The sequence below is a fragment of the Methanomicrobium sp. W14 genome (genome assembly GCF_017875315.1).
Classification (GTDB): domain Archaea; phylum Halobacteriota; class Methanomicrobia; order Methanomicrobiales; family Methanomicrobiaceae; genus Methanomicrobium.
In genome coordinates this window covers 242,556-256,647 of sequence record NZ_JAGGMM010000002.1, presented here as the reverse complement: position 1 = coordinate 256,647, position 14,092 = coordinate 242,556, and the positions used below count along the sequence as shown (strand labels likewise).

The following is a 14,092-nucleotide window of genomic DNA, read 5'->3' as shown; positions in this document are numbered from 1 at the left end:
GCCGGTAATTCACATAATTTCGGCAGACACTTTGTCTTCTTCGTTTTCGTTCAGGTAATCGGGGTGAACCTCCTGTTTTATGACAAGCGTAAGTACAAGGATAACTATTGCGACCAGAAACGCGAAGAAGAATGCAAGGTCGAATCCTGACGAGATTACGTCAAGCTTTATGTTGACAGGAGCCTCCTGTGTTACTCCCCTGCGGGTTGCAACTGCAAGCATCCCCTGGATGAAGACTATATTGAATATCGCAATGCCGATTGTCATCGGTGCAAACCTCTCAAGACCTGTCAGGCTTGAGACCATCCCCTGGTATTTTCTGGCAACCGAGTTCAGGATAAGGTTCGAGTTCGGAGTGACCATAAACCCTAGGCCCAGGCCTATGACGACGAGACATGCTATCACGAATGCGGTGGTCGTGTCGCTGTGAAGGTGGGTTATCATGAAATACCCGAGAGTTGTGATTGCAGCAGCCAGGATACACAGGATTTTCCCGCCGATTTTATTGTAAAGGACACCGGCAAGAAGTCCTGATATCATCATCGCAAATGAAAGCGAAGTCAGGATAATACCTGCAGTCGAGGAATCGTAGCCCTGTACATATTCCAGGTAAAACGGCAGGAGATAGTTTATTCCTGCAAAACTCAGGAACAAAAGCGCCATAATAAGGTTTAATGCGACAAAATTTTTGCTTTTGAAAAGCCTAAGCTCCAAAAGAGGCTCAGTCCTGTGGAGTTCATTCCATGCAAAGCCGCAGAGGGATATTGCGGCTACTGCAAAAGACGCAATTATTGCAGGGTTTGTCCACCCTAAAGTCTGCCCTTCCGACATCGCAAACAGAAGTGTAGCAAGACCTATGAATATAAGTGCAGCACCTGAACTGTCAAATCCTTTCAGGTCTTTTTTATCTCCTGTTAAACGTGAAGGTATCACCTTAGAACCCAGGAGTATTGCAACAATTCCGACCGGCACGTTTATGTAAAATATCCAGTTCCACGAGAGGTACTGTGTCAGAATACCTCCGATTGTAGGGCCTATTGCCGTTCCGAGGGCTGATATGGTCATAATAATTCCCATTGCCTTCGCTTTCCTTTCAAGTGGAATAAAGGCCGTAACCATCGCAGGTGCGATTGCGGTTATCATCGCACCTCCTATGCCCTGAAACCCTCTTGAGACAATCAGCGAATAAAAAGAGTTCAGGATGTCTGGGATGAAACCGCAGGCAAAGGAACCGGTTGTAAAGACAAGAAATCCGGCCAGAAAAACTTTTTTAAAACCGATGATATCCGAAATTTTTCCGAATATCAAAACACACCCTGCCATTACAAGAAGGTAGGCTGTTGCAACCCAGCTTACGGAACTCGAAGAGATATTGAAAGATTCGGATATGGTAGGAAGTGCGATGTTGACAATCGTTGCGTCGATTGCGGACATGAAGGTTGCAAGCGATATTGCAAGGATCAAAAGACCGTAATTTTCGTTTTTTGTCTTTCCGGCAGATGAGACCATTATCTACTCTTTCGGTTTACCTATTATATAAATTTCTTTTCAAACGTAACACCCATGAGATGAAAATTTTAAAGAGTATGCCATTAAATCCAAAAACTTAAAATTTCTAAAAATATCCCCAATAATCCTTGAAGCAAAAATAAATGAAGATTTCATCCTTCTTCTTTTATCACCTCATCCACGATAGATAAAATCTGGGAATAAAACATAGGCTCGAGACCGTTTTCGATTGCCAGAAAAACTGCATTCTTGCCGGTCTGCCTCAACCCGTTTGATACAAAATGCAGGTATTGCAGAACTTTTATGGACTGAATATATATCAGCATCGAACTGATTGAATCAAGAATCACAAAAATGTTTTTGTCATTATTTTTTTTCAGGAATTCCGAAAAAACTATGCTTAAAGCAGTAAGATCTGAGGGATTTTTTAGATAAGTGATATGATCGTTTTCCTGGGCATTTGATCCCATGGAAAATTTTGATACTGCATCAATGAAATAAATTTTTTCCTTTGAAGCTCCGTTTTTAATATACAGTTTTTCAAGAACCGATGACGGAAAGTTTACAGTTATTACTACTGCCAGATACCCTGCATCCTGGGCTTTTTTAATAATTTCTATATTATCGTTCTTCAGTTTTCCGGGATCAGACATACACAAAACAATTTTTGGGTCCTGATCTTCACTAATCACGAAATTCATCCCCTAATCCCTCTTCTCCCGGAGGAATTCAGAATAATCGGCAGGTATGATATTTTCAAGTTTTGAAAGGTTGTTATGGAGCTCCCGGAGGTTCTCAAGGATTTGTTCTGCACTTTTGACCTGTACATTAATTATTGATTCCACATCTCCTGTTGAAAGATCCCCTGAAGAAAACAAATCCCTTATATCCTCAAGATTATTTTTAATGATCTCGACAGGTTTTTTGAGTCTCATTGCGCTTTCTGCCGCAAAGAACAAAAGTTCACGCTCAGCCATTTTCTGCGGCGAGAGGTCATACGCCATAAAAGAAATCGCCTTCGGTTCACCGAATTCGTCAAAAACGGGTTGTATACCAATTGAAACCTCTTTTTTTTGACCGCTTTTCGTAATTATCCTGGTATCAAACCTTTCAACTTTCTTTTTCTTTTTTACAGTCTCAAGTACTTCGTAATAATGAAACATCCTCTCCTTTAAGATCAGTACATCAACTTTTTTACCGATAATCTCCTCTTTCTTATACCCGAGAATCTCTTCGGCGCCCCTGTTCCAGTAATCGATAATTCCGTCAAAAGAGAATTCACCTATAGCCTCCTGGGAATTTTCAATTATTCCAAGGAGATTTTTTTCACTTGCGTTTAAAGATACGATGTCGTTGATGTCCGATATCAAGTGAACGGCTCCTATAACCTCACCATTTTCGTTTATAAGCGGGTCGACCACCATCTGGTACCATCTTTCATTAATAACGAGCCTGTAACTTTCACGCTTTTTTGATTTAAGTGACTTTAGAAGAGGACAGTCTTGTGTAAAATTATCGGAATTATGTACAATTTTATAGCAGTAATTTCCTATTATTTCCTCAGGCTTCAGGTCCAGAAATATTTCCGAAGCTTTGTTGCATGCCAGTATAACCCCTTCGGTGGAAAGAATCAATACAGGGTCCATAAAAGCGTCATACATCATTTTCCAGATTCTGCCGGGCATTGTACTGCCATCATTTGCCCATTTCAAAAGGTCTCCTGAATTAACGTTCATTCCCATTTTATTACCCCCCGGATATAGCAGATATATAAAAGCGCCTATGATTTAATCATTACGCCACAGAAATAAAAGACTAAACATTTTTTACGGGAGTCAAAAGAAGTGAAACGGAAAAATACAGCGGACCTGCTTTAAAAGTTGAAAATCACGGATTGAAATTTAATAAAACCGGCATAAAATTTCTGAGTTTTACATTCAGAGATTTTCCCCTTCAATCCTGTAAAGGTACCAGTCCTGCATGACTCCTCCCATCCTCTCGTAAAACTTTATCGAAGGCTCGTTCCATGCAAGGACATTCCACTCCATACGACAGCAGCCGTTTTTTTTCGCCTCTTCACGGCAGAATTCAAAGAGAACCTTTCCTATACCCTTCTTTCTGTATTCCTCGGGAACAAAAATATCCTCGAGGTATAAAACAGGTTTCGCAAGAAACGTTGAGTAAGTCAGGTAAAAAATTATATAGCCTACCGGTGTTTCGTCCTGATATGCAAGGTATGCATTATAACGTGGATTTTCCGAGAATGCGTCCTTAAATAGGCTTTTTTTTGCGTCTTCATCAGGTGGCGTCAGGTTTTCATACTCTGCAAGTTTTTCTATCAGAGACACAAATACCGGGAAATTGTCTTCAGTTATTTTATTTATCTCTAATTCAGGCATATTGTATCTATTTTGCATAAACTTTAATAAAATTTTATGTAAATATAGTTCCTGGTACAAAACCGGATAAATTGCATTAATGCATTATTATTTTAACCAGAATGAATAGTCCTATAAAAGAAGAGGTGTCTTTTAAGGTGGAATCCAAAAAAGATGAAAAAGACAAATTCAATTTTCTCGTAGAAGAGGCGCTTGAACTTGGCGCAAAAGAAGCAAAGGTTATTCCTGCGTCATATATAGTAGTAGAAAACCGGGTAGCCCTCAAATGCAGGTCAGGCTGCATAAACTACGGCAGAAAACTTATGTGCCCTCCCAACGTCCCGACTCCTGACGAATTCAGGAAAATCGCCGGGGAATATTCTTACGCACTTCTTGTAAAGTTTGGAGTATCGGCAAACGTTGATTCGGGAACGGTAATGTCGATATACAAAAACTGGCTCGACCCTGACCTGGATGGAGAAAAAAAGGAGAGAGCTGAAAACTTCTGGAAAGAGTACGGAGAGGAAAGCATGCACATACTCCCGGCAATGCTTGAGCTTGAAAAAAAAGCGTTCAACAATGGGTATACCCTCGCAATTGCACTTGCAAATGACTCTTGCAGACTGTGCAGGGAATGCAACATCAAAGGCGGCGTCTGCAGGTACCCGAGCCTGGCAAGAATCCCCGAGCATGCAATGGGTGTCAACATGAAGAAGACCTCGGAAAACGCAGGCATGCCGATTAAATTCCCGTTTGTGGAAAGTCCGGACATTATGGCGCTTCTTCTTATAGACTAGACTTAATTATAAACTAAAAGCCTCAAAAGCCATCACCCACAAAAGAAAATGAGCAAAAAGGCGTGAAAAAAAGTGGACATAATAATAGGCGGAGGGAAATACGGACTTTCGGCCTTTGAAAGGACAAGAAAGGACAAAAGGTCTGCAATAATTATTGACGAAGACCCTGACTGCACAGTCCGGAAAAAATACGAAATTCCTGAAACTGACACTGAAAAGCCGTTGGAATATACCGTATTTCCCGAAACACACGTGACCGAGTATATTTTTATCCGGGGAGGAACGGATGCAGCCGCCGAAATCATTTTCAACGCAGGCAGAATGGATGAAATGCCCTTTGACAGGGTTTTTCCAACCGCTCCTGTTCACGTCCCGGCAGGTATAATATCTTATATCTGTGGTTTTGAGCCTTACCCTGAAGGGGCTGACAGAATAACGGGGGCAATCGGTGAAGACATCATTTCCGGGAGAAACAAGGCTGACATTTACTGCACGCTAAACCATGAAAAACCGTGCAGTCCGGTATGTCCCGCACCTGCCATATGCCCGGTTACGGGTAAAAAAAGAGAGACACCTCTCTGGAAGACGCTTCAAAACCTTCTTTTACGCTGCTGTCCGGAACCGGGTTTTAAAGCGGTTATTATTCAAAGCAGGCAGCTTGGGCCCGGCCTTGGATATATAAAATGCCCTGACCTGGTAAATGCTGCAAATCTCGTTCGAAATGAAAAAAATGTAATTATAGGCACTGCCTGTACATGTCACGGCGTTGTTACTGTACTAAAAAAAAAGGAATGAACGGGTCTTATACTCTTCTCCCGTAGACAATTGCCCCGTCAACCGGGCATTTCTCTATGCACCTCCCGCAAAGATAGCACTCTGATCTGCTGTCATCTCTTCCTGCCGTACATGTAGGGCAGATTTTCTCGCATTTTCTGCATTCAATGCACTTGTCGGTCCTTTTCAGCCCCATACGACCGAAGTATGAAAAAACCGAGAAAAACAGACCAAACGGGCATAAAAATGTACAAAACGGCCTGTATACAAAGACTGACGCTGCAAGGACTAAAACAAAAATCCATGCGGAAGCAGTAAAAATAAGTGCAAAAAAGTATGATACGCCTATATTCATGAATATATCATACGAGAAATACGCTCCTGCCAGCAGAAGGACAAAAACGGACAGTCTTATATAATTTGGTATACGCCTGTCAGCTATCTTTATCTTTTTTACGGGGATGCGGGACAAAAGCTCCTGGAGTGCCCCGGCAGGGCACATATGCCCGCAGAACACACGCCCGGAGACAAACGAGATAAATAAAAGTACAAAAAGGCCGATAGAGCCAAGTCCTGCAAACCTAAGTGCCGTAACCGACGAATGAATACTGTAAAATCCGTCAGGCGCAATGGGAAATACCAGGATAAAACCGGCAGCAGAGGTAACTATAAGGACGGATATCAGCGCCTCCTTTGAAAGCCTGTTTTTCATCCACAAAAACGCCATCAGTACAGTTCCGCCGAACATATAGACGATTCCCGCATATGAAGCGGAAATGTCTGCAAAAATACCTGAAAACCCAAACATACCCGGATCGTCAAGAATTATCAAAAGGGCCAGAAATATAGGAATAAAGCCTGCATACATAAAAATTCTGCCGTATATTTCAGGATTTACTTTTTTAAGGTGTTTCATCGCAAAATATATGCAGATTACTGCAAAACCTGCGACCAGAAGTCCTGCCGCGGTATAAAACAGAGGGCTTAGTCCGGAACCCGGGGAAGAGCCGGCGGTCGTATTCGACGCTGAAGATGAATCCGCGGAAGATGAAGATACGACGGAGCTGTAATGGCTGCCATGCTTTCCTCCTGAAGCTTCGGAAGTGCTGCTGGCTAATGTTGCAGAGTCTGTACCTGAAGGTGAAGGTGCCGGACTCTGTGATGTGTAATCACACAGGGAGTTTCCGTCCGAATCGACAAACAAAAAGCATTTCCCCGGATACGGACACTCTCCGATACCCCTGGGGCATATCGCCGCACATGCCGGTGAGGCAAGAAGTACGCTGCCGCCTGCAAGAAGCAGAAGTTTTCGTTTTTTCTCCGCTTTAATTATTGACACCTCCGTAAAGTTTACGTTAAATCACACTTCATATGGGAACTTATATGATATATATTCTATAGTATGTATAAAACCAACTGCATCAAATATGTTACCGGAAGGTTCAGGCAATAAGTCCGCATTGCAGACGGTATAATATGAACAGAAAAGCACAATCGACACTCTTGATATTATGCAGTTCTGCAAACTTATTTTTACTTAATACAACCGATTCCACCGATCAAAATATTTTTGATTTCGTAGATCAAAAGAAGGTGAAAGTGGAGTTTTTTATGGAGGACGAGGAAGAGATAATCTGCCAGTCATGTGGCATGCCTATGAAAAATCATGATGACTTTGGCACTGAAAAAAGCGGGGGAAAATCCCAGTATTTTTGTACATACTGCTACATGAGGGGAAAATTCATCGAACCTGAGATGACTGCCGAAGAGATGATAGAATCCTGCGCAAAAAAATACGAAAAACTTGGGATAATGCCTTACAAGCAGGCATACGAGATAAATCTCAGGATTATCCCGGGACTTAAACGCTGGAGACACGGTTAAAAGGTTTTTAAAAAATTTCATTTTTTCAGGCAGAAGATCCATTACCAGGGGGAAAGGCAGCAGTAACTTAAAGTCTGAAAAAGCAGGCAAAAAGGTTTCAGGCAGAATGTTCGCTCTTCCGGCCGGTATCCTTGCATCCGGCTTTTATGAAGAATTCGGAAAGAGAAATAAAACCCCCGGAAAATATGCAGAAAAAGACAATACAAAAGAAAACGGCCGTTATACAGTTACATGCCCAAAATGCCATACACAAATTGAATTTACCCAGAACAACGATAAAATATGATTTTTTCAAAAATATATATTTTTATTCGGGGACTGCACCGCGGTTCGCCTGGCCTGCATATCTTGCATACCTTGCAAGAACACCCCTGAGCTTTTTGTCTTTCGGCACCCATGTCCTCCGTCTTCTGGAAAGTTCTGACTCGTCAACCAGAAGGTCCAGTTTTTTTTCGTACAGGTCTACTGAAATAATGTCTCCTTCCTCGACAAGGCCGATAGGGCCTCCGACGGCGGCCTCAGGAGCTACATGCCCAATACATGGACCTCTTGTACCTCCTGAAAACCTCCCGTCCGTGACAAGTGCGACACGCGTATATCCAAGCCCCATAAGAGCGGAAGTAGGTGAAAGCATCTCCGGCATTCCGGGACCACCTTTCGGTCCTTCATAGCGGATTACAACGACGTCACCCTCTTTTATGCCTCCGGAAAGAATGGTTTTCATAGCCTCGTCTTCCCCGTCAAAGACACGGGCGGGACCGGAATGCTTCCACATATCATCAATTACGGCGGCCGATTTTATAACCGAGCCGTCTGGCGCAAGAGACCCTTTCAGGATCTTAAGACCGCCGCCCTTGTGGACCGCATCATCAATGCTCCTGATTACATTTTCGTCAATGTACTTCACGCCGTCGGCTATCTCGTAGACCGACCTGCCGGAGACCGTGTTGCTGTCCTCAAGAAATCCTTTTATCTGTCTTAAAACGGCAGGGACTCCGCCAGAACGGTAAAAGGTCTGCATAGAGTGCGGGCCTCCCGGTTGCATGGAGCAGATATGCGGAACCCTCTCGCCGATTTTCGTGAAGTCCTCAAGGCTTAGGGGGACTCCGGCCTCCTGCGCAACCGCCATTAAGTGAAGAACAGTGTTTGTAGAGCCTCCAAGAGCCATATCAACCGATATTGCATTTTTGAGAGACTTTGTCGTTATAATATCGCAGGGCTTTATGTTTTCGGCTGCAAGTTTTACGACCCTTACACCGCTTTCGTAAGCTATCCTGAGCTTTGCGGCGTCAACCGCAGGAATTGCTGCACATCCGGGAAGAGACATTCCCATGGCTTCAGTCATGCAGGCCATTGTGTTTGCAGTGTACATGCCCTGGCAGCTTCCGCATCCCGGCATTGCAGAAGACTCTATTTCATGAAGCTCGGATTCACTCATTTTGCCTGCTGCAACCTTCCCTACACCTTCGAAGACATCAGTAAGAGACATCTCGCAGCCTTTGTAAAATCCGGGGAGCATATTGCCGCCCGTGACAAAAATCGCCGGGATATTGCACCTTGCCGCCGCCATAAGCATTCCCGGGACAATCTTGTCGCAGGTGCATATACAGACAAGGGCATCGAAACGGTGGGCGTTCACCATTAATTCGACCGAATCAGCTATGTTCTCCCTTGATGCAAGCGAATAACTCATGCCTTCATGACCCATGGCAATGCCATCGCATATTCCAATCGTGTTGAACTCAAAGGGGACCCCGCCGCCGGCGGATATTCCCTCACGCACGCGTTCTGCAATAGTCCTGAGATGAAAGTGCCCGGGAACAACGGAGTTCCAGGAATTTGCTATTCCTATAAACGGTTTTTTCATCTCTTCATCCGATATCCCGAGAGCCCTTATAAGAGACCTGTTCGGAGCTCTCGTATATCCTGATTTTATATCATCGCTGCGCATTTCAACCACTGAATAAAAGGCAGTGAAGAATATTAAATTAAACGGCAGTGACCTTTCTGCATTTCAAATAAACAGCCTGAAAGAATAGGTATCAGGAGTCTTTTTCTGTTCCTCTCCACCTCTATGTCGCAGACACCGTTATGTCAACAGAATGTATACTGACTGTAACATTGGAACCAAAGGCGAGTGTCAGTTTGTCAGGCCCTTCTTTGCCAGGGTCTACCTGAAGGCTATTGACGTTATCGTAATCCGCGTGAAGCGAACTTAGAAAATCAGATGTTTTATTAAGCGTAAACCCGGAAAATTCGCTTTTTGCAGGACAGGCGGTATCGTTTTCAAACAAAAATTCGATTTTTGTGACATTTACATAGTCTTTTTCCGAAGTCTTTGAGCTGACAACAAGATTCGATACACTGTTTCCGGTCACAAACCTCTCTTTCCCGGGAGTTATATTGACGGCATCTATACTTAAAGAAAAAAGGTCATATTTATCCGTTACCGCATTATAAACACCTTCGTCCCTAAAAGAGACAAGAGACTCGGAAAAATCCTTAAAATCACTTTTAATAACGTCATCCATCGTATATTTCATCAGGGGAGTTGATTTTTCGTCCTTCGTTGCATTAATATAGCCGTACTGCCAGGAATATCCCTGTTTTTCCCAGAACGTGTAAAGAGGCACATAAGAAACGTTTACAAGCCCGAATGAAAACACGGGCTCCGTGCCGTTGTCAATGTAAATTTCCGCCATGCTTCCAAGGCCGGTCACGCCGAGAGCCCCGGAGGATTTTTCAGGGCTCATAAGTATATCACCTGCACCAAGGGGTATCATCTCACTGTATTTCCCTTCAGATTTACCTGATGTAATGTGCTCAATGTCATTTGAAAACCTTATAAACGACTCCTTCACATCCTCTACCTGCTCAATCTCAGACTGCTGTTTAAGCCCGGGAATAAAGGTCGTCGCATATATGGATATAAAAGTCGCAATAACAGCCAGGATAAGCATCAGTGCAACGACCGAAGAGACTGCATCTGCCCTTTCCTCAAAAAACCGTTTCAAATGAAAGTCCACTAAGGTAGAATAAAACTTTTCACTACCGAAGCCGCTGCCTCCAGCTTTTTTTTCTTTGGATCTTCTCCTGCAAAACCCTTCTTTTCCGAATTTCATGAATCAAAGCACCTCTTATTTAATACAACTACAGGATGAAGACAAACAGGACTATACAGCTTGCAAGAAAGACTATCGTATGCTTCAGTCCGCAGAGAATATTGTTTGAACTGAGCTGTCCTGCCATAATCCCGGAAAACCCCCCTATAATTATCCCTACCCTAAACATATCCCTGATATTTCCCGAAGTGTCGAAAGTAACCCCCATATCGCTGAAGCTGGCAACAAAAGCGTCGTTTAACTGGTATGAACAGTACAGATAAATCCCGAAAGACAGGTATATAACCGCAAGATAAACGAAGGAGACATTGAACCTCTTGGACTTCATTTTCAGGTAATGCTCAAGGTCGCTTATCGCAATCGTTAATATCTCCCTTAGCTGATCGGTAATCTCGCTTGCCTTTACAATCAGTGATATGGCCCTTTTAACCGTTAAAAGACCGATTCTCTCCTCCATCCGCACAAGGGCGCTTGAAACGCTGAAACCTACCTTCATCTCCTCTGATGCTATCTTAAGCTCTGATGAAAGAACACCAATCTTTGACCTTGAGACCATGTCGACTGCACCCTGAAGGGTCATCCCCAAATCCTTCATATCCGCTATATCCCGCAGGAATACAGGCATCTGCGACTCGACCCGGTTTATGTAAACTTTCCTTGATTCATAGGCAACGGAGACCGGCAGGACAAGAAAGATTACGAAAAGGCATATAAAAACCTCAAAGGTGTATTCAGGGAAAATCTCCGCGAGAATGCCCGTAAAATACTGCCATACGACAACCATCGAAAGAAGCATTCCTATGAAAAGCCCTATTTGGTAGTCGGATATGAAGAACTTAAAGGGGTGCTTTACTATGCGTTCCAATTTAAGCCACTCTTTTCTCTTCTCTATCTTTTTGATAAAACCGGGATCAGAACTTTTTCCTTCCTTTTTTTCGATGATTTCCCCGGTAAACTCGGTATCACGGGCTTCACTGTGCGATATTTCAAGGCTGTCAGACGGGAGTATGTAATACAGTATAAAGATAAGGGCAATCGCACCTAAGGGAAGACCGATGTACATAAGAGGCATTATTCCTGCCATCTGGCCCTGCCCGGAGAGGTTCTGGGCGACAAGCATGATGATAATTGCAATCGGGCCTGCAACAAAAGCCGTCACGTAGACCTCTGCAATCATCTCCATAATCTGCAGGGTGGCCTCAAGCTCCTGTTTTGCAAGTTCGCGGTAGCTGTCAGAGCGGGAGTCAAAGAAGTCCTTCATCTTCCCTCCCGTCCTGAAAACAAGTGCCAGGTCGTTTAAAAGGTCTGCAAAATTCTTTGAAGGTGTCGTCTCCTGCAGGTTTCTCATCGCTGTTAAAAGGTCTTCACCGAAAAACTCCACGTCACGGACGATAAGTCCGCATTCCCGCGAGACCTCACCGTAAAGGTCTTCAGCCTCATAAACGCTTTTGAAAAGGTTGTAAAGGGTGACATTTGTGGAAAGAGCCTCCATATAGGTTATCGCATACGGAAGGTCAAGGTCTATTCTTGTCTTTCTCCCCGCAGCTACAAGTGAAGGATATGAAAGCATCCCGAAAAAAACGCACATGATGCATACAAAGAATATTATAGTCCATGAAACTGCTTCAGGCAGGTACGGAATGATATTTATTCTTATGTCAAAGGCATACAAAAAGAGAAGAAGAACCATAATACAGAGTGCCGACAGGAGGGTCATCGCTATGCAGAAGCTGATGTAAAGGTCACTGTTTATGGTGATATGGGCTCCGGAAAGGGATTTTTTCAGCTTTTTTGCATCAACGAACGGCTTTACAAAAGAATTAATCTGCATTGTAGGTCTTTTTCCTTAATTCATGTATGAAATGGGATATTTCGTTTATATCATAGATCTTCTTTTCAGTCATCCTCTCCAGTAGTCTCTTCCTCATGTCTATATGAGAATAAAGCTCCTCGAAAGTCCACCCGTTTGTGTAGGCTATATCTTCAAGCGCCTTTGATTCAGTATAAGTCCTTTCGAAGACATCAGTCTTAAGGTTCCATTTATAAAGAGGGTTCCAGCGTATCACGCCGTCGTCCACTTTCATCTCGTTGACTGAAAGGCATCTCCTGTATCCATAGCCGCCTTTGTGCTGAAGACCCTGGATTATCATAAGGTCAAGTGCACCGAACATTACCGGGGGGACGTTTATAGGGTCATGGGTAAGCCTGTTTATAGCCTCGTTTACACCGCCCGCATGGAGAGTAGAAAACGTCGTATGACCTGTGTTCATGGCCTGAAACAGCGTCTGCGCCTCCCTTCCCCTTACCTCCCCTACGATGATGAATTCAGGTCTCTGGCGAAGAGAAGCCTTAAGGAGGGTAAACATGTCCACGTCACCGGAATCAAAGTTTCTGCCCCCTTCACGCGTCTTCATCGGAAGCCAGTTCTTGTGCGGAAGAAGAATTTCACGCGTATCCTCAATCGACACAATTTTTGCAACCGGCGGTATGAAAAAGGATATTGCATTCATAGTGGATGTCTTTCCGCTCGCCGTCCCCCCGACCACTATCATACTCTTGCCGTTTTCAACGCAGAGCCAGATTATTGCCAGAAGCTCGGAGCTGTATGTGCCAAGTCGTATCAGGTCAACCGGCGTCATCGGGTCGCCTTTGAACTTTCTTATCGTAAAAGAGCTTCCCTTTGAGGATATCACGTCACTGTAGGTAATCTGCGCCCTTGAACCGCCGGGAAGGGCTGCATCGACAAGAGGTGTCGTAAGAGACATCTGCTTGTCCCCCTTCTGGGCGATTTTAAGGGCGTATTTATTCAGTTCTTCGCCTGAAAACACAATATTCGTCACGAGATTTGCGTACCTGCGGTGATATATGAATATTGGTATATCAGAACCGTTGCATGTTATATCCTCGATACCCGGGTCCTTCATAAGAGGGTCAAGCTTTCCGAAACCCGAAAAGTTGCGTCTGAGATAATAGACAAGGATATTAAGCCGCTCTTCAGGGATCTCAGGGTCAAAGGACTTGATTATCTCCTTTACCTTTTTCTCCTCAAATTTCAGGTTTTCCATTGCGCCCGGAGAGGTGTAGACCATGATATTCCTGAGTTCCTCGTATGTCTCCTCCAAAAGGACATACTCTTCCTCGGTTACTTTAGGCTCAACCACGACGTATTCAAGGTCCATCTCCCAGTTTTTGACTATCTTCACATACGAAAACGGGGGCGCAAGCCAGTAGCGTTCTACAATCAGGTCCTTTTCATATTCGTCAACAGCAGGAAGCTCGTAGTGCTCTTCCTCCCCGTATGGAATTATTTCATCAACAGGGTCCTTTATTTCAGTTTTTTCGGTTTTTGAAGAGGATTTCAAAAATTTTGAGACCTTTTCTTTGATTTCAGAGAAAGAAAAAACGGGGATTTTTTCACCGGGCCGGGCTTCGGATTTTTTTGCCTGCGGGTTGTATGAGGCATTCATCTTACCATAGGCGCTTTTTGCAGCGGATGAGATGCCCTCCCTTCCGGATTTTATTATATCCGTTATGACTGTGAGACTTTTTTTCGGGACGGCGGCGGCAGTGCTTTCTTCCTTAATTTCCCTGTTCAAAAGCTTCATGTCAGGCACCCAAAAGATATCAT

At 43.8% G+C, this 14,092-nt stretch carries 13 protein-coding genes; 4 read left to right on the top strand and 9 right to left on the bottom strand.

Annotated elements, in window-relative coordinates; all coding sequences use genetic code 11:
- Positions 1 to 9: 9 nt before the first annotated feature.
- The 4 genes from J2128_RS07145 to J2128_RS07130 form a co-directional block, all read right to left on the bottom strand.
- Complete coding sequence (locus tag J2128_RS07145; RefSeq protein WP_209690455.1) at positions 10 to 1,509, bottom strand: MFS transporter; 1,500 nt, start codon at positions 1,507 to 1,509, stop codon at positions 10 to 12.
- A 152-nt stretch (positions 1,510 to 1,661) separates the two neighbouring features.
- Complete coding sequence (locus tag J2128_RS07140) at positions 1,662 to 2,210, bottom strand: hypothetical protein (RefSeq protein WP_209690454.1); 549 nt, start codon at positions 2,208 to 2,210, stop codon at positions 1,662 to 1,664.
- 3 nt (positions 2,211 to 2,213) lie between these two features.
- The gene (locus J2128_RS07135; protein WP_209690453.1) at positions 2,214 to 3,251 is read right to left on the bottom strand and encodes a PAS domain-containing protein; all 1,038 of its coding nucleotides are present in this window, start codon (positions 3,249 to 3,251) and stop codon (positions 2,214 to 2,216) included.
- 195 nt (positions 3,252 to 3,446) lie between these two features.
- Positions 3,447 to 3,908 (bottom strand): GNAT family N-acetyltransferase, encoded by a 462-nt coding sequence (locus tag J2128_RS07130; protein ID WP_209690452.1) that lies wholly within the window; start codon positions 3,906 to 3,908, stop codon positions 3,447 to 3,449.
- 137 nt (positions 3,909 to 4,045) lie between these two features.
- Between J2128_RS07130 and J2128_RS07125 the strand changes: the two genes are divergently transcribed.
- Together J2128_RS07125 and J2128_RS07120 are read left to right on the top strand one after the other, a co-directional pair.
- Entirely contained in the window at positions 4,046 to 4,684 is a 639-nt protein-coding gene (locus J2128_RS07125) for a DUF2284 domain-containing protein (RefSeq protein WP_348632376.1), read from the top strand.
- 72 nt (positions 4,685 to 4,756) lie between these two features.
- Complete coding sequence (locus J2128_RS07120) at positions 4,757 to 5,479, top strand: hypothetical protein (RefSeq protein WP_209690450.1); 723 nt, start codon at positions 4,757 to 4,759, stop codon at positions 5,477 to 5,479.
- Between the two features lie 7 nt (positions 5,480 to 5,486).
- Here the strand turns inward: J2128_RS07120 and J2128_RS07115 are convergent, their stop codons facing one another.
- Positions 5,487 to 6,797: a 4Fe-4S binding protein gene (locus J2128_RS07115; protein ID WP_348632375.1), complete on the bottom strand. Its 1,311-nt coding sequence runs from the start codon at positions 6,795 to 6,797 to the stop codon at positions 5,487 to 5,489.
- Positions 6,798 to 7,069: 272 nt separating this feature from the next.
- Between J2128_RS07115 and J2128_RS07110 the strand changes: the two genes are divergently transcribed.
- Positions 7,070 to 7,342 (top strand): zinc ribbon domain-containing protein, encoded by a 273-nt coding sequence (locus tag J2128_RS07110; RefSeq protein ID WP_209690449.1) that lies wholly within the window; start codon positions 7,070 to 7,072, stop codon positions 7,340 to 7,342.
- A gap of 106 nt (positions 7,343 to 7,448) precedes the next feature.
- Entirely contained in the window at positions 7,449 to 7,628 is a 180-nt protein-coding gene (locus J2128_RS07105) for a hypothetical protein (RefSeq protein WP_209690448.1), read from the top strand.
- Between the two features lie 21 nt (positions 7,629 to 7,649).
- On the opposite strand, the gene ilvD is transcribed toward J2128_RS07105, so the two are convergent.
- The 4 genes from ilvD to J2128_RS07085 form a co-directional block, all read right to left on the bottom strand.
- Complete coding sequence (gene ilvD, locus J2128_RS07100; protein ID WP_209690447.1) at positions 7,650 to 9,293, bottom strand: dihydroxy-acid dehydratase; 1,644 nt, start codon at positions 9,291 to 9,293, stop codon at positions 7,650 to 7,652.
- A gap of 121 nt (positions 9,294 to 9,414) precedes the next feature.
- Entirely contained in the window at positions 9,415 to 10,464 is a 1,050-nt protein-coding gene (locus tag J2128_RS07095; protein ID WP_209690446.1) for a hypothetical protein, read from the bottom strand.
- 28 nt (positions 10,465 to 10,492) lie between these two features.
- Positions 10,493 to 12,295: a type II secretion system F family protein gene (locus tag J2128_RS07090; protein ID WP_209690445.1), complete on the bottom strand. Its 1,803-nt coding sequence runs from the start codon at positions 12,293 to 12,295 to the stop codon at positions 10,493 to 10,495.
- On the bottom strand, positions 12,285 to 14,069 hold the full coding sequence (locus J2128_RS07085) for a type II/IV secretion system ATPase subunit (protein WP_245323457.1): 1,785 nt from the start codon (positions 14,067 to 14,069) through the stop codon (positions 12,285 to 12,287). Before J2128_RS07085 ends, J2128_RS07090 begins: the two co-directional genes overlap by 11 nt.
- Positions 14,070 to 14,092: the final 23 nt, after the last annotated feature.

Coding starts and splice junctions, on each gene's coding strand:
- ilvD (WP_209690447.1), bottom strand. CDS start 9,293: ATGCGCAGCGATGATATAAAATCAGGATATACGAGAGCTCCGAACAGG.
- J2128_RS07095 (WP_209690446.1), bottom strand. CDS start 10,464: ATGAAATTCGGAAAAGAAGGGTTTTGCAGGAGAAGATCCAAAGAAAAA.
- J2128_RS07085 (WP_245323457.1), bottom strand. CDS start 14,069: ATGAAGCTTTTGAACAGGGAAATTAAGGAAGAAAGCACTGCCGCCGCC.
- J2128_RS07135 (WP_209690453.1), bottom strand. CDS start 3,251: ATGGGAATGAACGTTAATTCAGGAGACCTTTTGAAATGGGCAAATGAT.
- J2128_RS07145 (WP_209690455.1), bottom strand. CDS start 1,509: ATGGTCTCATCTGCCGGAAAGACAAAAAACGAAAATTACGGTCTTTTG.
- J2128_RS07130 (WP_209690452.1), bottom strand. CDS start 3,908: ATGCCTGAATTAGAGATAAATAAAATAACTGAAGACAATTTCCCGGTA.
- J2128_RS07140 (WP_209690454.1), bottom strand. CDS start 2,210: ATGAATTTCGTGATTAGTGAAGATCAGGACCCAAAAATTGTTTTGTGT.
- J2128_RS07090 (WP_209690445.1), bottom strand. CDS start 12,295: ATGCAGATTAATTCTTTTGTAAAGCCGTTCGTTGATGCAAAAAAGCTG.
- J2128_RS07110 (WP_209690449.1), top strand. CDS start 7,070: ATGGAGGACGAGGAAGAGATAATCTGCCAGTCATGTGGCATGCCTATG.
- J2128_RS07105 (WP_209690448.1), top strand. CDS start 7,449: ATGTTCGCTCTTCCGGCCGGTATCCTTGCATCCGGCTTTTATGAAGAA.